The sequence below is a fragment of the Staphylococcus coagulans genome (assembly GCF_002901995.1).
Taxonomy (GTDB): Bacteria; Bacillota; Bacilli; order Staphylococcales; family Staphylococcaceae; genus Staphylococcus; species Staphylococcus coagulans.
Genome location: NZ_PPQN01000017.1, coordinates 24,695 through 48,527 on the forward strand (window position 1 = coordinate 24,695; position 23,833 = coordinate 48,527).

Sequence of the window (23,833 nt, forward strand, 5' to 3'; positions counted from 1 at the left end):
TTATAGGCCGTTTGCTGTTTTTTTATACCCGCTTCCCCTTTTACCTTCACCCCCAAAAATATAGAGAATCATGCCTCAATCTATCAAAAATCCTTATAACTTTACGTATACAAATTAAAAATAGCACTGATTCTCAACCTACGACGATTTCGTCAACTACCTATTTTTAAAATCTATTAATTCTAATAAATATATATTTTTTCATTATCAAAAATATCATTACAGTTGTTTAACGTCATTTTTTTAATATCATAAATTTCTATTTAAATATATGTGTTTAATTAAAACCTTTAATTTAACTCTTTGTAATTAACAATCTGTTGTGATAGAATTTTTACACGATTAATTAATCTGTTAATCAATAAATTTGAATTTGGAGATGATAGTTTTATGAACAAGCATTACCCAACTAAGGCTAGAACACTTTCTCGTTTTTCGATTAGAAAATGTTCTGTAGGCACCGCCTCATTCTTAATAGGTACCGTTGCATTTTTTGGTATTCATCACGAAGCATTTGCGGCAGAAAATACGCAACAACCTGTGACTGTTAACCAGTTACAGTCACCAGATAACGAAGATGCATCTAGCACCCAACATGAAACAAATAACGACAGTCCCTCAGCTGATGAAAATGCAACTAAAGAAGCGTCTGCATCACAACCGAAAGATAACGCAAATACTCAGAATGAAAATGTACAGTCTCCTGAAAATCAAGAATCTGTGACAAACACAAATCAAGCAGAACAACAAAGCCCAGAAAAAGCATCAACAGAAAGTGAGCAACCTACAAATTCATCTTCAACAACAAATTCTGCAAATGCCACAACAGAGAACAATCAACCTACGAACTCAACTGAAAAACAACCTTCAACTGAACAGCAACAAACACAATCTAAAGCATCCCCAGATTCAACATCTACTGAAAAAGAAACAACAGATACTCAAAATGTGAATGAACAACCTACAAATACTCAAACAACTAAAGACCAAAATTCAACAGATCAAAATAATGCACCAGAAGAAAATCTTTCAAATTCTAGTACTCCTCAAAAGGATACGACACCATCTCCCCAATCTGTTGAATCTTCGGACACGAACAGTCAAAATGCATCTACAGAAAGTGTATATGCGACGACTTCACCTACGACATCTTCAGAACTCAAAAAAGTTAAAGGGACAACGAAATTACGTGCTGTAAGTAAAAATGAAGCGCAACCTGTCGCAGCAGGTGGTTCAAATGTAAATGATAAAGTCAAAGCTACAGATATCTCTACATCTGAAACTTATATTGAACCGAACAACTCAGGGAGCTATTATTTGAGAAGTAAATTCAGCATTGATGGTCAAGTAAAAAGTGGCGACTACTTCACAGTAGAAATGCCAAATACAGTCAACGTATTTGGAGATACACGTTTTAATCCTAAGCATCAAGAGAAAATTAAAAATGCGGATGGTCAAGTGATAGCTTTAGGTGATTACGATGTCCAAAATCATCGTATGACTTATACCTTCACTGATGCTGTAAATAATTTAACGAACATCTCAGGTCAGTTTAATTTAACACAGTTTATGGATCGTAAAGTTGCAACAGACTCAAAAGTCTATCCTTTGAACTACAAAGTTGCGGATGAAAGTTTAGATACACAAATCACTGTAAATTATGGTCAATATTACTACGTTGGCGATTCTAACCTTAAATCAATGATTACGCTCGAAGATCCAGATAAAGGCGATTATGAACAATACATTTATATCAATCCGTTGCAACGCAAAGCTAACGGAACAGTTGTGGCTCTTCAATCTTATCAAGATGATCCAGCTAAAAGTAATGGTCAATTAGATCCTCAAAATTCTAAAATCCAAATTTTCAAAGTCGGTCCTAATGACAAACTAAATGATAGTTTTGGTGTAGAAGATAGTCAGTATCAAGATGTTACGAACCAATTCAAAGTTTATTATTATGATAATGGTAAAGCCTATATTAATTTTGGCGATTTAAATGGTGCGCGTTATATTATTAAAGTGACAAGTAAGGAAAAACCTGATTCTAAAGCTGATCTTAACTTACGCTCATCGATGTACACTCAAAATCAATATCGCCAATACGATCGTTTAACTTGGGATAATAACATCTTAAAAAGTAGTTCAAGTGGTACAGCTGATGGCTCACAAGCTGTCTACTCACTCGGTGATAAAGTTTGGGAAGATTCAAACAAAAATGGGATTCAAGATAATGATGAACTCGGCATCCCGGGTGTAAAAGTCACATTAAAAGACAGTAATGGTACAGTTATTGAAACGACAGAGACAAATGCAAATGGGAAATATTCTTTTGATAATCTACCTAACGGAACTTACAAAGTCGATTTTGAAACACCTAACAATTACTCACCAACTACGCCAAATGTAGGCAATGACGCTCTAGATTCTGATGGACCAGCTGATGCTTTAGCAATAATTAGTGATGGAAACAATTTAACAGTTGACCAAGGTTTCTATAGAACAGAAAAACCTAAATATAATGTGGGTGATAAAGTTTGGGAAGACACAAACAAAGATGGTATTCAAGATGATAACGAACCTGGTATTGCCAACGTAACCGTTACACTTAAAGATGCAGATGGCAATATCATCGGTACAGAAGTGACTGACGAGAATGGTAAATATTTATTTAAAGATGTTACAGAAGGTGAATATACTATAGACTTTGAAACACCTAATGGCTATACACCAACAATTACAGGTCAAGGCTTTTTAAATAGTGACTCAAACGGTACGACAGCAAAGATTCTAGTTGATGATAATGATCTGACTATCGATAGTGGCTTTTATAAAGTAATTCCAGATGAGCCGGACAACCCAGGTAATCCGGACCAGCCGTCACCAGATGAGCCTGATCAACCGGGCAATCCTGATCAGCCGTCACCAGATGAGCCTGGTCAACCGGGCAATCCTGATCAGCCGTCACCAGATGAGCCTGGTCAACCGGGCAATCCTGATCAACCATCACCAGATGAACCTGATCAACAGGGCAATCCTGATCAACCATCACCGAACGAACCAAATGATCCAGGTAATCCGGACCAACCATCACCGAATCAACCAGACAATCCGGATCAGCCATCACCGAATCAACCAAATGACCCAGGTAATCCGGACCAACCATTACCGAACGAACCGAATGATCCAGGTAATCCGGACCAACCATTACCGAATGAACCGAACCAACCTGGTAATCCAAATCAGCCATCACCAAATATGCCAAATGAACCAGGAATGCCAGGACAACATGAAACGACTCTATCTCCTGCACAGCATATGACTCAATCAAATGCTTCAAATCATGAAGGGATGAATGAACAGCAAAAATCTAAAGCATTACCGAAATCCGGTCAAACTTCTTCAAATCAAGGTATGCTGTTTGGTACTTTATTAGCTGGATTAGGTAGTTTATTCTTATTACGTAAACGTCGTCACCGTCAAGATAAATAATCTTCACGTTTTTCTGATATGGTAACGATATTTTGTAAATGAAACCCCTACTTCATTTCATTACAAAACATCAACTTTATCCTAAAGAAACCCCATAAGTTCTAAGCACTTTCGCTTAGTCTTACGGGGTTTTTATTATAAACCGGTAATGGACATATTCGACTTAGGTCTTTTAATTTCTAACTGTTGTTTAAGAATTTTCGCAATTAGCTCTGGCATCGTTACTGGATAAGTTTGATGTAATGTCACATCTTGTAAAATTTCCTTATAGTGACGATAAATATAATCTGTCATGACAATGCGATAACTATAATCTTCACGTAAACCGAACTGTGTCACGCGATGATATGGCGGCTGATTGATATCAATTGTGAAATCAAAACCTGACCAAAATAAAAAGTGCGTCGGATCCATGTCACCAACAGTTAAATAGTTGTCATCCCATTCAAGGTGGGCTACGCTTTCTTCAATGAGCTGTTTAATAACGCTCCCTTTCAGTGTCATATCCATTGGCTTATCAGGATGTGGGTACATATTGTATATGTCTTCATTTTTCAAGACACCTTTTAAACCCGTCGCATTAGGTAAAGGCAAATTGACGCATGTCATGTTTGCTTCCAATTCTTGAACGAGACTTTCATGTAATAATTGGATGTATGGATGTGGTTGAACAAGGAGCTCATGAAGATGTGAAAAACACATATCTATATCGTGATGATGAATGGATTCATTTTTCCAACTTCTCACCGCTTTTCGGTCATAATGTGTTAAATCTAACAGTGACTGATCCTCTTCATATTCGTTTAAAGAGACAATTTCAGGCTCCATTTCGAGCAGTTCAAATGAATTCCGTCTTTTACGAAATTTAACATTTACATGCACTAAATTCTCAGCATTTTGTCCCGCTTGAACAAATAGCGTTTCACCGTCATTTTCAATTACTGTCTCATGTTGATGCCCTGTTATCATTAAATCAATGATTCCCACTTGTTTCATAATCATTTCTGCTTGATTCTCACCTTGTGATTTCGAATCATGACTTAACTTAGATAATCCTCCATGATACAATACAATCAAAAATTCAGGTTCTACCGTTTCGTAAATATAACGAATCCATCTTTTAGCAGCTACAGTTGCTTTCTCTACTGTAACATCTGATTCCATTTCTATATTTTCATTTTTCATTAGCCCTTCTGAAGTTAAACCCACAACCGCAATTTTTAAACCATTAATATTTTTCACCATATAAGGCGTTGAAAAATAAGGTTCTCTTGTTCTTGAGTATTCAATATTAGCTGATAACCAAGAAAAGCGTGCAAGTGCTATAGAGCGGTTTAAAAAGTCCAAACCATATTTAAACTCATTCGAACTTATCCCGCTTGCATCATATGCCATTGCATTCATAAGTTTAATCATCGGATGGCGTTTATATGGTGCAATGACGGCATAATAAAACGCAGTGATACTTCCAGCTAAATTACCACCATTATCCAATAAGACGACATGGTCATATTGACGTCTTACTTCATTAATATATGTACCTGCCCGATAAATATTTGAACGCTCACTTTCATTTAAAATATGACTATGCATATCAGACGTCGCAATAATCTGGATATTCATTTCATCATGCTGACTCATTGCTTTCACCCCAATCATTATTATTCAATTCGTATTTTACCATATTTTTTAACCCTTTAACGATTGAATAAAAAAAATCCTCTTTCATTAATAAACACAATCAAATTCAATAGCCCTTGATTAAACTGCACCTTATTAATTATATATCTATTTTCAGTTATTCATTTTACTATAAAAATATTTTTATTTTTTTAACAAATTCTCATACATCTTCAGACCTATTTTCTTGTATTTTTATCCTTTTTTACAAGAAATGAATTGACTTTCAGAAAATATTAACTTAAATTAACTTTATCGGATTAAATTACATTATCAAAACGTCATGAATCATTACACGAAAGGTGAATATTGTTTATGAATTTCAATCGCTCATCTGTTAGATTCGTCGCCTTAACGTTACTTTATTTTGCTATTATGTTGACTTTGTACTTTATATATGGCAATGGCGATGCGCATAACACATTTATTTATAATGATTTTTAATATTAAAGGAGCTAAAACATGAAAGATGTTTTAAAAATGATTGCACAGTACAGTCAGACACAGCCTAATGATATCGCCGTTCAACATCGTGGTGAATCATTAAGTTATTTAGAATTAGAAACATACTCGAACCGCTTAGCGGCACAACTCTCAAATAGCAGCGCACCAGTTGTTGTATATGGTCATATGTCACCATTTATGATTGTGGGTATGATTGCTGCACTTAAAGCAGGATGTGGTTATGTCCCAATTGATCAATCCATCCCTGCAAATCGTATTTCTCATATTTTAGAGAAAGTTGTACCGCAATATATTATTAATACAACTGACGCAACAATAGGTCAACACGTATCAACTGAATATTTTATTCAAGATATTCAATCATTCACAGAAGAGGTACCCTTCACATCGATTAAAGGTGATGCAATTGCCTACACCATCTTTACATCTGGATCAACAGGGATGCCAAAAGGTGTCGAAATTTACTACGATAGTCTCGTTGAATTTGCAAACTGGGTGGATTCACTTAATCAATATGGAACTAAAGATGTTTGGGTCAACCAAGCACCGTTTTCATTTGATTTATCAGTAATGGCCATCTATCCTTGTTTACTTTCAGGAGGCACACTGTTACTCATTGATAAAGAAATGATTGCTGCACCTAAATCTTTATATGAATTGTTCCAAAGTGAACGAATTAATGTTTGGGTCTCCACACCATCATTTATGGAAATCTGTTTGATGCTTCCTCAATTTGATGCTAATGGCATGGAAGGGCTTCGAACGTTTTTATTTTGTGGTGAAGTTTTGGCACATCGTACAGCTAAAACATTGTTAAATAAGTTTCCAGATTCTTATTTATACAACACATATGGTCCTACAGAAGCCACTGTTGCCATCACGAGTGTGAGAGTCACACAATCTTTATTAGAACAATATGACACTGTACCTGTTGGTGTACCAAGACCAGGTACCACGTTAAGTGTAACTGATGAAGGCGAATTAATCATCAAAGGAAACTCGGTAAGTGCAGGTTATTTGAAAGATCCTGAAAAGACGGAAAAAGCATTCTTTAAAGAAGATGCACAACGCGCTTACTATTCAGGTGATCGCGCTGTACATCAGGATGAGATGTGGTTTATTAAAGGTCGTATCGATAACCAAATCAAATATAACGGCTATCGTATGGAACTTGAAGAAATCGAATCAAGAATGAACCTTTTACCATTTATCAGTGCTTCAATGGTAGTCCCTATTTATAAAAGAGGTAAGATTGTTTATCTTACAGGGGTTGTAAAATTGAATGCTGAAGGCGCTCATTTTGAAGACATTAGCCATGAAATCAAGACGCGTCTAAAAAAAGAATTACCTGACTATATGATTCCTAAAAAAATCGAGATTGCTGATGAAATGCCATTGACAAACAATGGTAAATTAGACCGCAAACGAATTAATGAGGTATATCAATCATGACGCCATACACTAGTTTTCATTTCTTTGTGATTGCACTCATTGTTTTACTCCCTGTTATTATATTAGGGTTATTCGGAAAAAGGTCTAAAGTATACAATTTTATCAGTACAGCAATCATGATTGTCATTATATTTGCTGACAAAAAACATAACTTATTTGGAATTAGCTATATAAGTTATCCACTAATAAGTTTCATTGCGTATATTTTATGGCAAACTTTGATTATTAAAGTTTATGAGCGGATGACTTCACAAAATCGCTCAACATCTTACTATGTCTTAGCTTTAGTTTTATCGATTGCACCATTATTTATGGTTAAACTTTTACAAAGTTCATGGCTTGGTAAAGGACAATTGCATATGCATAGTTCAAAACTTGTTGAATTATTTGCATTCCTTGGTATTTCTTATATCACATTCAAAAGTGTTCAATTGATTATGGAAATTCATGACCATACACTCAAAGAAAAAGTAGACGTCATAAAGCTGATTCAGTTTATTTCATTCTTCCCTACGATTTCTTCAGGTCCAATTGATCGCTATCGTCGCTTTAAGAAAGATGATGATAAAGAACTTACAAAAGAGCGTTATCGTCAACTACTAGGCAAAGCCATTCATTTTATTATGCTTGGTTTTCTTTATAAATATATCATTGCCCATGTTATACAAAACTATGGGGTTACACCTTACACAGGACATCTAGAAACATTTGGGGATTACTGGTTCTATATGTATACTTACAGTTTCTATCTATTCTTTGATTTTGCTGGATACAGTTTATTTGCGATTGCATTAAGTTATATCTATGGCATCGAAACACCGATGAACTTTAATCAACCTTTCCGTGCTAAAAACATCAAAGACTTTTGGAATAGATGGCATATGACTTTATCATTCTGGTTCCGTGACTGTATTTACATGCGTTTTGTGTTCTTTATGGCAAAGAAAAAATACATTAAATCAACGTTCCATGTTTCTAATATCGCATTTTTACTTAACTTTGGTATTATGGGGCTTTGGCATGGATTTGAATGGTTTTATGTCGCGTATGGCCTCTATCACGCATTGCTATTTTTCCTTTATAACTACTATGAAAAATGGCGTAAGAAACGTTTTGGCAAATGGAATCACCCTGTCATCAATGTATTAAGCATTGTGATCACATTCCACTTTGTTGCATTCGGCTTTTTAATTTTCTCAGGCCAATTAATTTAATGATTAAAACTTAATTTACAAGGAGCGATATTTATGGATTTTAATGAAAAAGTTTTAGATATTATTGCGGAAGTTGCAGAAGACGATGTTGTAAAAACAAACCCTGACATTCAACTTTTCGAAGAGGGTATTATGGATTCTTTACAGTCAGTTCAATTATTAGTTGCTTTTCAAGAGGAACTTGATATCGAAGTATCAATTATGGACTTTAATAGAGAGGATTGGGCAACGCCAAATCAAATCATTAACGAATTGGCAAAATTACGATGAAATCAAAGCAACATTACTTCATTGCATTTTTAACAAGTATCGTATTATTTGTTGTCTTTATATTGTTACCAGCAAAATGGTTTGTTCCACCTCACCTCTCAAGCCAATTACCTAAATATCAAGTTGCTAATGACAGTAACATGTTAAAAGGTGAATATTTACAAACTGACATGCTTAAAGACTCACATTATTACCCTGTATATGGTTCAAGTGAACTTACAAAAGATGATCCTTTTCAACCAGCATTATTACTTAAAGGACATACAAAAGATTTATTTTATATGGGTATCGGCGGTTCGACGGACCTGATTCAAGTGATGACATTGGGCGCTCAATATGATCATTTGAAAGACAAAAAAATGACAGTGATTGTTTCACCTCAATGGTTTACTAAACATGGATTAACTGAGTTAAACTATCAAGGGCGTTCTTCTAAGTTACAAATCAACAGTATTTTTGAAAATCCACATATTCCAAATGATATCAAAGTGCGTTTTGCAAAACGCTTATTGCACTTTAAAGATAATAAAGATAATGAGTTTTTAAAAAATATGGCTACTCAACATCATTCAGATGGTCATTTCTTAAATCCTTTATATGAGAACCATCTGGAAAAAATGGAAGCGATACGTGCTTATTTACCGATTCATCACACGAATAAACTTCCACAACTGTTAGAAGAACACAAGAAACAACCATTAAACTGGAATAAATTAGACGAAAACGCTTTAGAATATGGAAAAAGTCAAAGTCAAACAAATCCATATCACATTAAAGATAAATATTGGAAAAAATTACAGAAGAAAAAATCTGTAAGCCGTCAACATGAATTCCATACAAATTCAGTTGAATATGACGACCTCGCTTTACTCGTAGATACGTTAAACCACTCAGGTGCAGACGTGCAATACGTACTCTTACCTGTTAATGGTAAGTGGTATGACCATATCAATCTTCCAAAAGAAAGAAGATTGCCGGTTACTCAAAAAATAGTAAAAACAATTGAGGCTCATCATGGCCATGTCGTAGATTTATCAGATAAAGATTATGAACCTTACTATATGAGTGATGCCGTTCACGTTGGTTGGCGTGGTTGGGTTGATGTGACACGTCACATTGACGAACATATTCATTCTAAAAATTAATCATACTTCCTTAAAAGTATGAAACATAAAAAGGACCTCCAAAATAAGATGGAGGTCCTTTTTATAGATTAAAATAGATTGCTACTTTCAAAGAAATAATGCAAAGTTACCCTTTTAACCAATCTGAATTCTTTCTTTTGGATAATGATATTTTGATGGTTCACGGTTACCACTAATCATGATGATAAATGAGATTAAACCTACACGACCGATAAACATTAAAACCATCAACACAACTTTTGAGACATTGCTTAACTGCGAAGTAATCCCCGTAGATAACCCACACGTACCAAAGGCAGACATAATTTCAAAATAAATTTTAACAAATTCAATATGACTTCCTTCTGACAGAATGATTATAAACATCCCTAAAAACGTGAGCATTATCGCGATACAGAACACTGCAAATGAGCGTTGAATATCTTGATTATGGATTTCTCGATTAAACACTTTAATTGAGGATTTCTCAGCATTCGGCTTGTAATTAATCACAAATAAAATAATAATCGCAAAAGTCGTTGTACGTATACCGCCACCAACAGAACTTGGAGAGGAACCGATAAACATCAATGCACCCATTAATAAGTTGGTTGCATCTGAAAATTGAGAAACGTCGAATGTCTCTAATCCCGCACTTCGCGTTGTCACAGACTGAAACATGGCATAAAACAAAGTTTTGTGCCAAGATTCGTGTGCAAAAACACCACGACCTTCAATCATTAAAATACCGAGTACACCAGCGATCAATATCATTAAATAAGTGACGGTCGTAACTTTCGTAAATAAAGAGAATCTAAAATTAGGTATTCTATTTTTAATATAAGCTTTAATCTCCAATAACACAGGAAAACCAATTGAGCCTAATACGATCAGAAACATAACAATCGTTTGGACAAAGTAGTCATTCGCGTATGGAATGAGTGAATCACCTGTTATATCGAGACCTCCGTTCGTTGTTGCTGAGATAGAAACAAACACACCTTGTAAGATAGCCTCTTTGATGTTATGAATGTCACGATAAAAATAAAATGCTAACAGTGTTGCCCCTACTAACTCAATCACTAAAATTGCTCTTACAATATCTAAAATTAACTTAACTGTCCCACTCATCGATTCTCTGTTATTATCCAACATAATGAGTTGACGCTCTCGAATTCCAATATGCTTTCCTAATACAACCCATAATAATGTACCAATCGCCATTACACCGATACCGCCAATGTTAAGGATAATCAATAAGACAATGTAACCAAAGGCAGAATATGTTTCTGAAATGTTTATCGGTGTTAACCCCGTTACACTTACACCCGAAACAGCGACAAACAAAGTATCGATGGGTGCTACTTTGACACCAGGCTTATGTACACCCGGCAAATTCAACAGTAAAAACGCACCAACGATAGCGACAAGGTAATATAAGACAATCCCTTGCTGTGGGCTCGATCTTTTCAATAAAAATTTGACTATGGACAAAGCCATTCACCCCAAAGCTAATTCAATTTATATGAGATTTGCTTAACCTCACCTTCACGTATCACTTTTAATTTTAATGCTTCTTTCAAGTTTGTATGCTCAAATAATTTTTGTCGATAGGCCAATTTATCTTTAACCGGCTTACCATCTAATTCTACTATGACATCACCCTTTTTCAACCCTGAATTTTGAGCAGAACTGTCATCGTCAATATTACTCACCATTACGCCTTCTGTTAAACTTTTATTCACGTTATAATCATCTTTTGTTGCATCTGTCACATCGATGACATTATCTAACTGAAGATGTGTATTTGGATGTTTGATTTCACCATCTTTTTCGAGCAATTTTGCTGTATGTATCGCTTGATTAATAGGAATCGCGAAACCCATACTTTGTACATTCGGCATACTAATTTTTAGTGATGCTATCCCGATCAGTTCACCATTTTGATCAACAACGGCACCGCCAGAATCACCTGGATTAATCGGTGCATCCACTTGAAAGGCACTTAATAGTGTATCGTATTCATTATCTTTATCGATGTCAACAGGTACATCTCTATTGAGACCCGATACGATGCCTTCTCCAACTGTATTTTGAAAATCTAAACTTAAAGGATTTCCTACTACAATCACAGGCTCACCTAAAATTAAAGCACTTGAATCGCCTTGTTTAATTGGCTTTAAAACATCGCCTTTAGGTGCATGAACGGTCATGACTGCAAGATCAGACCATTTGTCTTTTCCTATTACTTTACCCATTGCGGTTTGATGGTCGCCAAATGTTAATTCATGCTTTTCTCTATCACCGACGACATGGGCATTCGTCAATATATAAAGGGTGTCGTCCACTTTTTTGTAGACGACACCTGATCCGCTTTCTTTTTCTTCTTGCGTTTGTTGCTTAGCATCTTGAACTGTATCTGGTGTACTCTTACTATTATTTTCTATAGATACCACGGATTTAACTGCGAGATTTGCGTTTTCCATCGTTTTAGTAACCGTTTTGTTTGTACCTTTTTGATGTTGCTGTTCTTGAATCGCTTGTTTGACATTGTCATTTTCACTTTTATTCACATTATTAAATATTGCAAATAATAAAATGACCACTAAAATAATCGCTAATATAATGAGAATTTTAGCCCATTCTCTAGAAAGAAATTGCGTGATTTTTTCAGTCCAATCGCGCTTCGTTGAGTACTGATGCTTCGGAGGATGTTCTTGTTGGTGTTTGTCAGGTGTTTCAGTCATTGCGTCTTGATGATCATCTTGATTTTCTTTGTCATCCACTTGTTTGGATGATTGCACCTGTTCAGACCTTTCTTGTTGTGTCTCTGCATCTTTATGATTTGATTGCTCTGCTTCACTGCCATTAATTGACACAGACGATGTTTCCTGAATCGGTCTTGAAGCTTCTTTGTTTGGTTCTGTTTCGTGCTTCACTTTGTTTTGGGACTTATCACCATCATCATGAGTAATTTTTTCAATGCGTGCTTTGCGTAGATTGTCTTTCACACGCTCTTCATTATTTTTAACTTGAGCCTTTTCCTTTTCAGCTTTGAGCGCATTTTCTTCTTCTTCTGCCTTCAATCTGGCTTCACGCTCTTCATTATGAAAAAACTCACGTCTTTTTCTTTTATATAGATGTCTCGGAATCACATGTTTTTTATCCTGATCCATTGCACGCCCTCCTTATGTTGCTCTCACTCTATTATGACATATCAGCGCTTAAATTTCTGTAAAATTCACTTTTTAATATCAAAAATCCTAAATCCTTCGTTACAAGATACATTATCAAAACGGTATGAAACCAATTGCGTTCAAGACTCAAAAAGTAAATCTTAATCTCTCATAGCATAAGTCTTTTTTAAGAAGAAAGGGTCCGAACAATCCTTTGTTCGAACCCTGTATATCAAGATTTGATTTTAACATGTTAATGTTTTTGATCTTTTTTATTTTTAACCATTGATGTGAACCATCCGATAACGACAAGTCCAATCATCACTGTCCAGAATATAATTTGCCATGTTGCTGAGTGTGGGAAATCGTGTGGAATTAATCCGATGTCATCATGCGCAAGTACTAGGATGACAAGTTTAATACCAACCCAACCTACAATTGCGAAAGCCGCACCTTCTAGGCCAGGATATTTATTTAATAACTCAACAAAGAATGTGGCTGCAAAACGCATTAAAATGACACCAATTAATCCACCCACAAACATAACCGCAAATTGACCGGCATCCATACCACCGAAGTGGACACCAATTTTTGGCAATGTCACGGCAATTGCTAATGCTGCCAGCATTGAATCGATGGCAAACGCAATATCTGCAAATTCAACTTTAGCCACAGTTAACCAAAACGCTTTAGCGCTTACTTTTTTCTCTACACCCTCATCGTCATAATGATGATCATCATTGTCAGGGTACTCGTGGCCTTTATCTTTAGTTTTGAAAAACTCATATAGATTTTTAGTGGACATGTATATTAAATAAGCTGCACCTAACGCTTGAATCCACCAGAAATTAGCTAAAATACTAATCAAGAATAAAGCAATAAAACGAAATACAAAAGCACCTAACAAACCATAGAAGAGGGCTTTTTTACGCTGTTCTGGTGGCAAGTGCTTAACCATAACAGCCATTACGATGGCGTTGTCAGCTGCTAATAAGCCTTCTAAAAAGACTAAAACCAATACAACCCATCCGTAAGTTAATAACAAACTTGGATCCATTGCAAGATCACTCCTTCGACTTTTATCAGTAATTGAAATATGACAAAAAGTTTTTATAAACACTCAATATATCAATAGTCATTTGATTAAGCGTCTCTGTTACTGTCTTTATGTCACAGACATAATTAAAGAGACCCATGCTAAATCAATAGCAAAGGTCTCACTTAGCACAAACAGATGCCCGCTTCACCGGAAGAATCACTGTTCTTCGTAATGACGACAAAGCGTTATTAACGATTGACACGTTAATCAAGTTACTCCCCTCTGACCAAAGTCAGTCACAGGTATTTAATTATGATGTAAACATTATACCCAATTTTCTATCAAAATAACAATACAAAAATAATTTTTTCACTCTTTAAAGTACACGTCCCACTTCTTACAGTAAACTATACAGTTTAATTTCTGGGAACTTTTCTTCAAACCAACGTGTCGCAAAATCATTTTCGAATAAAAAGACTTTATTGTCGTAACGATCATTAACAAGAATTGAGCGACTAGTACTCATCTTGTCTTGAACATCTTCTTCGTTTTCAATCCAACGTGCAATCTTTTTACCTACAGGCTCCATGACCACGTCAACATTGTATTCATTTTTCATACGATGCTCAAACACTTCAAATTGAAGTTGACCCACAGCACCTAAAATAATTTGATTGGTATGCGGAGATTTATAATATTGAATTGCCCCTTCTTGTACCAATTGTTCAATCCCCTTATGGAAATGTTTTTGTTTCATGACATTTTTTGGCGATACTTTCATAAATATTTCTGGTGTGAATTGCGGTAATGCTTTGAAATGGAACTTCTGATTATCGGCCACTAACGTATCTCCAATTTGGTAATTACCTGTATCATATAAACCGATAATATCTCCTGCTACAGCGTGGTTGACTGTCTCTTTGTCATCTGCCATAAAGCTTGTTGAACGTGTGATTTTCTGCTTTTTACCTGTTCTTTGGAGTGTGACATCCATGCCTCTTTCAAAAGCACCACTTACTACGCGCATAAAAGCGATGCGGTCTCGATGTTTAGGATCCATATTGGCTTGAATTTTGAAAATAAATCCAGAAAATTGTGGGTCGAAAGGACTCACTTCAACTTCTTCTTCAGTTTGACGCGCATGAGGCATTGGCGCATAATCGACATACGCATTTAAGAAGTTTTGCACACCAAAATTCGCAAGGGCAGAACCAAAAAATACTGGTGTTAAATCCCCTTTCATAAGTGCTTCTTCATCGAAGGTTTCGCCTGCTTCATCTACTAACATGAGTTCTTCAATCGCTTGTTCAAATAAACTATCATTCGCGATAGGATGTGACTCTTCAAGTTCATAATCTTGATTGATGTGTAACACATTTTCTTCATCTCTGAAAGGCTCAATTGTACGTGTTGCACGGTCAATAATACCAAAGAACCCTTGTCCCATACCGATTGGCCAATTCATTGGATAAGTTTCAATCCCTAGCGTCGTTTCTATTTCATCTAACAATTCAAAAGGCTCTTTCCCTACACGATCGAGCTTATTAATAAATGTAAAAATAGGAATACCTCTCATTTTACAAACTTTAAAGAGTTTCAAAGTTTGTGGCTCAATTCCTTTCGCACAGTCAATAACCATCACTGCACTATCTACGGCCATTAATGTACGGTAGGTATCTTCTGAAAAATCTTCGTGTCCGGGTGTATCGAGAATATTGATTTTAAAATCATCATAATCAAATTGCATGACTGAACTTGTTACAGAAATCCCACGTTCTTGTTCTACTTTCATCCAGTCACTTGTCGCAAATTTACCTGTTTTTTTACCTTTGACTGTACCTGCTTCTCGAATAGCACCACTAAAATATAATAATTTTTCTGTTAATGTCGTTTTCCCAGCGTCCGGATGCGATATAATCGCAAAGGTCTTCCGAGACGTCACTTCTTCTTTAATACTCATCTTAAATCTCCTTTTAATTATACTTCTTGTATCCAACGTGTGATGCGTAAAGCTAAAACTTCCGCTTCTTGTTCATCAATAACATTAAATAAATGCATCAATAAGTGTTCTGTTAGCGTTTCTCCAAACATTGTATCGTCAACTTGAATTGACCAATGTAAGTCAGGTATAGAAACGAGAATATAGCCTTCACCTTTATTATGATAAAGCCATACTTTTACTGAAAGATGCTCACTATGGCTTTCTCTAATCTTCACTTGGACCACCACCAAATTTTTGATAAGCTGCCTCTAATCCAATCAAATCATCTCGATGCGGTACTTTGATATGACCTGGCATAATTTGATAAGGCTCTCTTCCTTTCGAAGCAAGTACAACGGTATCTCCGGGTTCAGCAACTGCAATCGCATGCCGGATGCCTTCAGCGCGATCTGTAAATTCTACGTAATTATCATGCGTTGCGCCTTTTGCGAGCTCAGCTGTTAACATTTTAGGGTCATCATTTGCTGGATTGTCAGGTGTAAAAATGACATAATCCGCTCGAGATGCGACACGTCCCATTTCAGGAGTCTTCGTCAAATCACGTTCTCCTGCCATACCTACTAAAAATATTAATTTTTGTTTTACAAAAGGTTGCACGGCATCGATAAGTTTAGACATGCCGTCAGCCGTATGCGCGTAATCAATAATTAAATCGATAGGTAATGAAGGATCTAATACTTCTAATCTGCCTTCTACAGGTTCAAGGTCAGCAACGATTTTAGAAATCGTGTCGAGGTCTGTGCCTTTAACCCAAACGCCTATCATCGCTGCCATTAAATTTGAAATATTAAAGCGTCCAACATAAGGTGATTTAACAGGATATGTACCGAATGGCGTTACAAAATCAAACGTCACCCCTTGCAACGTTTCAACAATATTTGTTGCCATAAATTGTGCCTCATTGTCTATGCCATATGTCATACTTTCATATGGCGTTACCGATTTTAAATAGTTTGAAAAAGCGTCATCTGCATTGATAACAGCATATTTATCACGGCTAAGGTCTTGACCGAGTTGACTAAATAATAATGATTTAGCATGTCCATATGCTTCCATCGTGCCATGAAAATCTAAATGATCTTGCGTTAAATTAGAAAAAATAGCAACATCAAATTCCACACCACTTAAACGCCCTAAACTTAAGCCATGTGAGGATACTTCTAAAGTCATTGCTTCGGCGCCAGCTTCAACAGCTTCGTGTATTTTCTTAGTAAGTACAACGGTTTCTGGCGTCGTATTTTCACCTTTTGTTAATGTTTCATTAATTTGAAAGCCGTTCGTACCGAGATAGGCACTTCCTTTTCCAAGCTTTCTATAGATGTGATGAATCATTGTCGCAATTGAAGTCTTTCCATTTGTCCCTGTCACACCGATTGTTGTTAAATGTTGACTTGGAAAATCATAAATATGATGTACGAGATGACTCGCAACACGTAACGTATCCGGTACAATCACTTGTGTGACATCACCTTCTAGCTCTAATAATCTATTCACCACGACCACTTGACATCCTTGATCAACAACATTTTGTGCAAAACGATGGCTGTCAACAGTATAGCCCTTAGACGCTACAAAAATACTTCCGGCTTTCGCTGTCCGAGAATCAGTCGTAATATCATTTATGTCTCTATCTAAACTTCCTATGACTTGTTTTATTAATATATTTTCGAACAATTGTTGCGCGTTCACAGACATCTCTCCTTTTTTGATATACGCATATATTATACACTTTTCTCTCGTGAGAACGAGAATGAAAAGTTAATTTCATTTGAGATTTCTTCTTAGACAATACAAGGTTATCACTTCATACTCAACCGTTTTGAGGCCATACTCAGCGTACATTATGATTTCAGCGCGTGAGTTAGTTCACATCGTGTTAAACATTTTAAGCGATAAAAAAGATTACCTTCTACATTTTAAGGGTAAATAAAATTAACTTTAGTCCTTGATTTTAATACGTCCGCAGCCCTAAATCTTTAAATTACTATTGTGCCGAGTTTTGTTGTATATTAAGATAATATAATGAAATTGTCGCCGATTTTAGGTGTTATTTGTTTTTTCTTTCTATTATACTATGTATTAAAAAATAACATTAAATATTTTATGAACATATATACTGTTTATTTTAACATTTTAAGATTTTTGTAATAAATCTTTTAATTTTTTCACAAATAACCCAAATTGCGATACACTTACATAGAAAAGTAATAAGTCTGAATATCTCGGAGGGTGGCTATCATGGTAGCTCAAAAGAAAAAAATATTGATTATCACGGGATCATTTGGTAATGGTCATATACAAGTGACAAATAGTATTATTGAAGAACTCAGTCATATGAATCTTGAACATCTTACAGTGATAGAACATGATTTATTTTTAGAAGCACATCCTATTATGACATCAATCTGTAAGAAATGGTATATCAATAGTTTTAAATATTTTCGTCGTATGTATAAAGCATTTTATTATAGCCGCCCAGACCAGTTAGATAAATGTTTTTATAAATATTACGGTTTAAATAAATTATTAAACTTACTATTAAAAGAAAAACCAGATTTAATTTTGTTGACGTTCCCAACACCTGTCATGTCAGTTTTAACAGAACAATTTAATATGAACATCCCTATTGCCACTGTTATGACAGACTATCGCATGCACAAAAACTGGATTACACCTTATTCTGCACGATACTATTTAGCAACAGAAGATTTAAAAGACGAATTTGCGAGTGTTGGCATTCCAAGAGAAACACTTAAAGTCACTGGTATTCCTATTTCAGCACGGTTTGAAGACCGTATCGATCGAGAAGTATGGCTGACTCAACATCATTTAGACCCAAAAGCACAAACAATTTTAATGTCTGCAGGCGCCTTTGGTGTATCTAAAGGGTTTGAACAAATGATTCAACGTATCATTGATGAAAGTCCAAATGCCCAAGTAGTCATGATTTGTGGTCGCAACAAAGAATTAAAACGTCAATTAAGTAAAGCATTTAAAGGGAATCGCCATGTTTTAATTTTAGGTTATACGAACAATATGAACGAGTGGATGGCGTCAAGTCACCTCATGATTACGAAACCTGGTGGTATTACAATTTCAGAAGCACTTACTCAAAAAGTGCCAATGATTTTCTTAAATCCTGCACCAGGTCAAGAACTTGAAAATGCTTTATACTTCGAACAAAAAGCATTTGGAAAAATTGCAGATACACCTTCTGAAGCGATTGATATCGTCACACATCTTACACGTCATCCTAATGAAATCAACGCAATGATTCAAAATATGGCAGAAGCACGTCAACCTAATGCAACACAACGTTTATGTCAGGATTTACTCGACCTACTTTATAACGCATCACAATGTGAAACTGTTTATGGAAAGGTGCCTTTATATGCAAAACTACTCGTCAAATAAAATGACTATGAGAAATTTTTATATTCTCTTAGTTATTTTATTTTTGATGGAATTTGCGCGAGGAATGTACGTACTGAGTTATTTACCACTATTGCCAACAGCAACATCGATTGCAGTCAGTATCACTTCAATTGCAATTTCCATACATTTTATATCAGATTCTATTAGTAACTTTTTTGTTGGCTTCGTTTTAAAGCGTCTTGGACCAACAATCGTGCTCACTTTAGGTTTTATATTAGCCCTTGTGAGCCTGTTTTTAGTTATTTTTATGCCTACTTCACCTGTAGTGCTCATTTTAAGTTCTATTATGCTCGGTATTGCTGTGTGTCCAATTTGGGTGATTATGTTGGCAAGTGTCGATGAACGAACACGAGGAAAACAGATGGGCTATGTCTATTTTTCTTGGCTCTCCGGGATGCTAGCCGGTATGATTACGATGAACCTTATATTCAAATCACATCCAACACATTTCAATTTTTTAATGTCGCTATGTGTCGCAATCGCGTTCATCTTGTATTGGTTTGTAAAAGTTAAGTTGACCGATTACAATACGAAAAATGTGAAGCAGCAATTACGTCAAATTGTGAGTGTATCTAAACGTCATTTGATTTTATTTCCAGGCATCTTATTGCAAGGGCTCGCAATCAGTGCATTAGTCCCTGTGCTCCCGCAATATGCCTTGGATATAGTCGGTGTGACGACGCTTGAATACACGCTTGCAATTGTTATTGGTGGCGTAGGTTGCACCATTTCAATGTTATTTTTATCAAAAATCATAGATGCCCATTCGACACGTTTCATGTACTTCGTTATCTTTTTAGGGTTTGTAATTTACGGTACTTCTATTTTTATTTTAACGTTCTTAACACATATTGTTGTCGTGTGGATAATCGCCTTTTTCATTGGTGTGCTTTATGGTATCCTGTTGCCAGCTTGGAACACTTTCATGGCAAGTTTTATCCGTCCAAGTGAACAAGAAGAAACTTGGGGCGTGATTAATAGTATACAAGGCTTCGGTGCCATGATAGGGCCTTTATTTGGTGGTCCATTATCACAATTTTTTGGCAGTCCTATTTATACTTTTTATTTTGCAGCACTGATTATCTTTTTCTTAGCTATTTTTTATGGTAGCTATTTTGTAAAACGTCATCAATCATAAAGTTACATGGCTACTTCAAGCAATCGATTTTGACTTAAAAACACATATTAAAATAATTCAACATGCTAGGGTTGGATCTAATCAAATAAAAACTGTCAATCGCCACATTCAAGGCAAATCGACAGTACGAAAAAACCTTTTAAAGTGTTTGCTTTAAAAGGTTTTTATTATTTAAGTATGCGTGATGAAGGGCCATCTTCAAAAACGCTCATAACGCGTTCTACCCCAATGAATATGTTTCAATTTCTTTCCATTCATCTTCTGTGTCATCATATTTCATCAATGAAATTTGCTCAATTGTTTCTTTATGATCAACACCTGCTAAACGAACTTGACCATAAATGTCTTCGAACTCTTGGCTCGTTAAACCTTGAGCAATTGTAAAGTGCGGAACAAATGGATGCTCTGATTTCCCATAAAAATCGTCTCCATCAAAGCGGTTAAATAAATCCACTAACGCTTCTGTTTTTTCAACTTTGAAATAGATTACATTCGTGATTGGCGCAAAATTAGAAGCTTTTGTTGCATGCATATCAACAACTTTAGCCCCTTCTAAACGTTTTTCAATTTCAGCTTTTACACTATCAATTTCTTGATCATCAATTTCAAAATGACTTTTAATAGTAATATGAGGTTTAATCTTTGTGTAGTGTTTATCATAACGTTTACGATATGCATTAACCTCATTTTGGAAATCTTTTGATGGAATTAACGCTAACCCTAGAATCATTTCAATTCCTCCTTTGTTTTCGCTTGCCTCTATTATAGCAAATTTTCTAATAATTAGTTACTTAAAAAGTGTGCGAGTATTTTTGGTAGTTCTTTTTGCCAAGTTTTCCAGTTATGTCCACCATCCAATTCCTCGTAATAATAAGTCACTTGCTCGCATTCTACTAAATCTCTGAATGCACGATTCGGTGTTAAGAAATCTGCTTGTTTCCCTGTAGTCGGTAATTTAAAATCACATTCTTCTTTGCCGATCGCATGCCAAATATTTAAATGTGATTTAAACTGACATCTTTCGAAAATCTGTTTCACAATGTCGTCATAATAAGGGCTCAAAATCCCAATTTGACTCATCACACGTGGATAACTTAAGCCAGTTAAAAGTGCAATACTACCAGCTAAACTATCTCCTAATAATAAGCGCGCATTGCCAACCTTATACGTTGCAAACTGACGATCTATCCATGGAAGTAACTCTTTAACTACAGCTTGAACCGTCTTCGCTGCTTTTTCCCCTTGTGGATGAAATTCAGTACTTCTATCTTTCACTGATTCATAATGAAAACCAATAATAATTGCACGCTCAACTTCACCTTTTTTCCTCAGCTTTTCATATACACGATGAAGTTGACCATATCTAAAGAAGTCTTGGCCATCAAAACATATGATTACTTTTGATTTATATAAATCCGAATAATCTTTCGGTAAATAGACGGATAATGTGATTTCTCTTTCTAAATAATCACTTTTAAATTGTGTTTCTGTTATTTGTCCTGGCGTAAATGATGTCATAAAAAGACGCCTCCTCATACGAATTAATCTCATTGTATCAGGAGACGTCTCATGTGTTAATCTAAAAAACTTAATTTTATTATATAATTTGAATTTATCTATCAAATGATGTACGACTCATTTGGTATGTTATTAAACGAAAGACTATATAAAATATTATATTATTTACTCGAGTTGATTCTCTTTCAATCGCTTAGGATAGTCTTCTAACCAAAATGTAGCTGTTGGAATCTCTTTCGGATCGGGTTGATAGGTTGCTGTTTTGCCCGTTCCTTTTTCTTTTTTCTGTCTTTCAAAGTCTTTTAATGCATGCATTGCAGGTTTATGCAGCATCCAAATGGCAATAATATTTAACCAAGCCATCATACCGACACCTAAATCCCCCATTGCCCAAGCAGTATCAGCAGTTTTAACTGCACCATAAGCTGTCGCAGCAATGAGTACAAGACGTGTGACATTTTGCCAAAGTTTATTCTGATTTTTAGCAATTCGATTCGTTAAGAAACTTACATTCGTCTCGGCAATATAATAATAAGCGAGAATCGTTGTGAATGCGAAAAAGAACAGTGCAATCGCTATAAAGTATGAGCCGAATCCTGAAAAACTTGGGTCAAAATGATAACTTGATCCTTGAATCGCCTTATCAATCCCTGCTTGTGCATACATCGCAGTTCCAGAGTAATCTTTACTACCATCGGGACTTTGTACGAAAATACCACCATCTTTAATTAAATTCGGCATCCCATTTTTAGCCATTGACCCATCCGTAGTATTATATGTGCCAGAAATAAGAATGATTAATGCTGTTGCTGTACAAACGAATAACGTATCAACATAAACAGAGAACGCTTGAACCAAACCTTGTTTCGCTGGGTGAGAAACTTCTGCCGCAGCAGCTGCATGGGGGCCTGTCCCCTGGCCCGCTTCGTTCGAATAAAGCCCTCGTTTCACACCAATTTCAATCATTGCACCGATAATGCCTCCAAATGCGGCTTCCATACCAAAAGCCGATTTAAAAATCAGTGCGAATAATGCAGGCACTTCTTGGATATTTAACACAATAATAACAACAGCCATTAAAATATAAATAATTGCCATAAAAGGGACAACAGCTGTTGCTACATTGGCAATCCATTTGACACCACCAAAAATAATTAATGCTAAAATGACCGCTAGTACTACGGCGATAATCCATGACGGTATTCCGAATGCATTATGCATGGAACTTGCAATTGCATTGGATTGAACACCTGGCAATAATAAACCAACAGAAATAATCGTGACAATTGCGAATATCAACCCATAAATTTTGCCCAATTTACCTTTGATGCCACGTTCGATATAGTAAGCTGGACCTCCTCGATACTCTCCATCTTCTTCTTTTTTATAAATTTGGCCTAATGCTGATTCAACAAAAGCTGTGCCTGCCCCTAAAAATGCTGTAATCCACATCCAAAAAACGGCTCCGGGGCCTCCAATAAAAATTGCAGTAGAAACACCCACGATATTCCCTGTACCGACACGACCCGCTAAAGACAAGGCAATCGCTTGAAAGCTTGAAATCCCTGTCGGTGACTTTTCACCTTGAAACATTAATCGAATCATTTCTTTAAAATGTCTAACCTGTAAAAAACGTGTCATTAAACTAAAAGCGATACCTGTAAGTAACAAACCATAAACGAGCGGTTTACTCCACACCACTTCATTTAGCCATCCCACAATCACTTCTAACATACACATGCCCCCTATCATCCCGTTAAATTTTTAAATTTTCTGATAAATCTGCTATCAGTATACACATTTAATAAATTCCGTGCAACTTATTATT

At 35.7% G+C, this 23,833-nt stretch carries 18 protein-coding genes; 8 read left to right on the forward strand and 10 right to left on the reverse strand.

Features of this window, described 5'->3' with window-relative positions; translation table 11 throughout:
• Positions 1-390: 390 nt before the first annotated feature.
• On the forward strand, positions 391-3,492 hold the full coding sequence (locus tag CD118_RS05080; protein WP_103356357.1) for an SdrD B-like domain-containing protein: 3,102 nt from the start codon (positions 391-393) through the stop codon (positions 3,490-3,492).
• A gap of 135 nt (positions 3,493-3,627) precedes the next feature.
• Here CD118_RS05080 and CD118_RS05085 read toward each other — a convergent pair whose 3' ends face one another.
• Positions 3,628-5,133 carry a bifunctional metallophosphatase/5'-nucleotidase gene (locus CD118_RS05085; protein ID WP_060830143.1) on the reverse strand — a complete coding sequence of 502 codons (1,506 nt, stop codon included), beginning with the start codon at positions 5,131-5,133 and terminating at the stop codon, positions 3,628-3,630.
• A gap of 354 nt (positions 5,134-5,487) precedes the next feature.
• Here CD118_RS05085 and CD118_RS05090 point away from each other — a divergent pair, with 354 nt between their 5' ends.
• Genes CD118_RS05090 through dltD form a run of 5 tightly spaced genes read left to right on the forward strand, consistent with a single transcriptional unit; the run spans position 5,488 to position 9,718 of the window.
• Positions 5,488-5,616, forward strand: coding sequence for a teichoic acid D-Ala incorporation-associated protein DltX (locus tag CD118_RS05090; protein WP_081635134.1), 129 nt, complete (start codon positions 5,488-5,490; stop codon positions 5,614-5,616).
• 18 nt (positions 5,617-5,634) lie between these two features.
• Complete coding sequence (gene dltA, locus CD118_RS05095; protein ID WP_060830144.1) at positions 5,635-7,089, forward strand: D-alanine--poly(phosphoribitol) ligase subunit DltA; 1,455 nt, start codon at positions 5,635-5,637, stop codon at positions 7,087-7,089.
• Positions 7,086-8,303, forward strand: coding sequence for a D-alanyl-lipoteichoic acid biosynthesis protein DltB (gene dltB / locus CD118_RS05100; protein ID WP_050331425.1), 1,218 nt, complete (start codon positions 7,086-7,088; stop codon positions 8,301-8,303). The genes dltA and dltB overlap by 4 nt, the downstream gene beginning before the upstream one ends.
• 33 nt (positions 8,304-8,336) lie before the next feature.
• Entirely contained in the window at positions 8,337-8,573 is a 237-nt protein-coding gene (gene dltC / locus CD118_RS05105) for a D-alanine--poly(phosphoribitol) ligase subunit DltC (protein WP_050331426.1), read from the forward strand.
• Positions 8,570-9,718: a D-alanyl-lipoteichoic acid biosynthesis protein DltD gene (gene dltD / locus CD118_RS05110; RefSeq protein WP_060830145.1), complete on the forward strand. Its 1,149-nt coding sequence runs from the start codon at positions 8,570-8,572 to the stop codon at positions 9,716-9,718. Before dltC ends, dltD begins: the two co-directional genes overlap by 4 nt.
• Before the next feature lie 114 nt (positions 9,719-9,832).
• Here the strand turns inward: dltD and CD118_RS05115 are convergent, their stop codons facing one another.
• The 6 genes from CD118_RS05115 to CD118_RS05140 form a co-directional block, all read right to left on the reverse strand.
• The gene (locus tag CD118_RS05115) at positions 9,833-11,191 is read right to left on the reverse strand and encodes a TrkH family potassium uptake protein (protein WP_060830146.1); all 1,359 of its coding nucleotides are present in this window, start codon (positions 11,189-11,191) and stop codon (positions 9,833-9,835) included.
• A 17-nt stretch (positions 11,192-11,208) separates the two neighbouring features.
• The gene (locus tag CD118_RS05120; RefSeq protein ID WP_060830147.1) at positions 11,209-12,873 is read right to left on the reverse strand and encodes a S1C family serine protease; all 1,665 of its coding nucleotides are present in this window, start codon (positions 12,871-12,873) and stop codon (positions 11,209-11,211) included.
• A 253-nt stretch (positions 12,874-13,126) separates the two neighbouring features.
• Positions 13,127-13,930, reverse strand: a complete 804-nt coding sequence (locus CD118_RS05125; RefSeq protein ID WP_060830148.1) for a TerC family protein — start codon at positions 13,928-13,930, stop codon at positions 13,127-13,129.
• A gap of 379 nt (positions 13,931-14,309) precedes the next feature.
• Positions 14,310-15,872 carry a peptide chain release factor 3 gene (locus CD118_RS05130; RefSeq protein ID WP_060830149.1) on the reverse strand — a complete coding sequence of 521 codons (1,563 nt, stop codon included), beginning with the start codon at positions 15,870-15,872 and terminating at the stop codon, positions 14,310-14,312.
• 17 nt (positions 15,873-15,889) lie between these two features.
• On the reverse strand, positions 15,890-16,129 hold the full coding sequence (locus CD118_RS05135) for a YueH family protein (protein WP_050331432.1): 240 nt from the start codon (positions 16,127-16,129) through the stop codon (positions 15,890-15,892).
• Positions 16,119-17,603: a UDP-N-acetylmuramoyl-L-alanyl-D-glutamate--L-lysine ligase gene (locus CD118_RS05140; RefSeq protein WP_060830150.1), complete on the reverse strand. Its 1,485-nt coding sequence runs from the start codon at positions 17,601-17,603 to the stop codon at positions 16,119-16,121. Before CD118_RS05140 ends, CD118_RS05135 begins: the two co-directional genes overlap by 11 nt.
• Before the next feature lie 549 nt (positions 17,604-18,152).
• Here CD118_RS05140 and CD118_RS05145 point away from each other — a divergent pair.
• Positions 18,153-19,328, forward strand: coding sequence for a diglucosyl diacylglycerol synthase (locus CD118_RS05145; protein ID WP_060830151.1), 1,176 nt, complete (start codon positions 18,153-18,155; stop codon positions 19,326-19,328).
• Complete coding sequence (gene ltaA / locus CD118_RS05150; RefSeq protein ID WP_103356359.1) at positions 19,306-20,487, forward strand: lipoteichoic acid biosynthesis MFS flippase LtaA; 1,182 nt, start codon at positions 19,306-19,308, stop codon at positions 20,485-20,487. Before CD118_RS05145 ends, ltaA begins: the two co-directional genes overlap by 23 nt.
• Positions 20,488-20,707: 220 nt before the next feature.
• On the opposite strand, the gene CD118_RS05155 is transcribed toward ltaA, so the two are convergent.
• The 3 genes from CD118_RS05155 to CD118_RS05165 form a co-directional block, all read right to left on the reverse strand.
• Positions 20,708-21,217: a 2'-5' RNA ligase family protein gene (locus CD118_RS05155; RefSeq protein WP_060830153.1), complete on the reverse strand. Its 510-nt coding sequence runs from the start codon at positions 21,215-21,217 to the stop codon at positions 20,708-20,710.
• A 53-nt stretch (positions 21,218-21,270) separates the two neighbouring features.
• Positions 21,271-22,005, reverse strand: coding sequence for an esterase family protein (locus CD118_RS05160; RefSeq protein WP_050331437.1), 735 nt, complete (start codon positions 22,003-22,005; stop codon positions 21,271-21,273).
• Between the two features lie 165 nt (positions 22,006-22,170).
• Entirely contained in the window at positions 22,171-23,739 is a 1,569-nt protein-coding gene (locus CD118_RS05165) for an alanine/glycine:cation symporter family protein (RefSeq protein WP_060830154.1), read from the reverse strand.
• Positions 23,740-23,833 lie beyond the last annotated feature (94 nt).

Excerpts from the sequence above, each read along its gene's own strand:
- dltB (WP_050331425.1), top strand. The coding sequence starts at position 7,086 with ATGACGCCATACACTAGTTTTCATTTCTTTGTGATTGCACTCATTGTT.
- dltD (WP_060830145.1), top strand. The coding sequence starts at position 8,570 with ATGAAATCAAAGCAACATTACTTCATTGCATTTTTAACAAGTATCGTA.
- ltaA (WP_103356359.1), top strand. The coding sequence starts at position 19,306 with ATGCAAAACTACTCGTCAAATAAAATGACTATGAGAAATTTTTATATT.
- CD118_RS05130 (WP_060830149.1), bottom strand. The coding sequence starts at position 15,872 with ATGAGTATTAAAGAAGAAGTGACGTCTCGGAAGACCTTTGCGATTATA.
- dltA (WP_060830144.1), top strand. The coding sequence starts at position 5,635 with ATGAAAGATGTTTTAAAAATGATTGCACAGTACAGTCAGACACAGCCT.
- dltC (WP_050331426.1), top strand. The coding sequence starts at position 8,337 with ATGGATTTTAATGAAAAAGTTTTAGATATTATTGCGGAAGTTGCAGAA.
- CD118_RS05125 (WP_060830148.1), bottom strand. The coding sequence starts at position 13,930 with ATGGATCCAAGTTTGTTATTAACTTACGGATGGGTTGTATTGGTTTTA.
- CD118_RS05080 (WP_103356357.1), top strand. The coding sequence starts at position 391 with ATGAACAAGCATTACCCAACTAAGGCTAGAACACTTTCTCGTTTTTCG.
- CD118_RS05155 (WP_060830153.1), bottom strand. The coding sequence starts at position 21,217 with ATGATTCTAGGGTTAGCGTTAATTCCATCAAAAGATTTCCAAAATGAG.
- CD118_RS05090 (WP_081635134.1), top strand. The coding sequence starts at position 5,488 with ATGAATTTCAATCGCTCATCTGTTAGATTCGTCGCCTTAACGTTACTT.
- CD118_RS05160 (WP_050331437.1), bottom strand. The coding sequence starts at position 22,005 with ATGACATCATTTACGCCAGGACAAATAACAGAAACACAATTTAAAAGT.
- CD118_RS05085 (WP_060830143.1), bottom strand. The coding sequence starts at position 5,133 with ATGAGTCAGCATGATGAAATGAATATCCAGATTATTGCGACGTCTGAT.
- CD118_RS05145 (WP_060830151.1), top strand. The coding sequence starts at position 18,153 with ATGGTAGCTCAAAAGAAAAAAATATTGATTATCACGGGATCATTTGGT.
- CD118_RS05165 (WP_060830154.1), bottom strand. The coding sequence starts at position 23,739 with ATGTTAGAAGTGATTGTGGGATGGCTAAATGAAGTGGTGTGGAGTAAA.
- CD118_RS05120 (WP_060830147.1), bottom strand. The coding sequence starts at position 12,873 with ATGGATCAGGATAAAAAACATGTGATTCCGAGACATCTATATAAAAGA.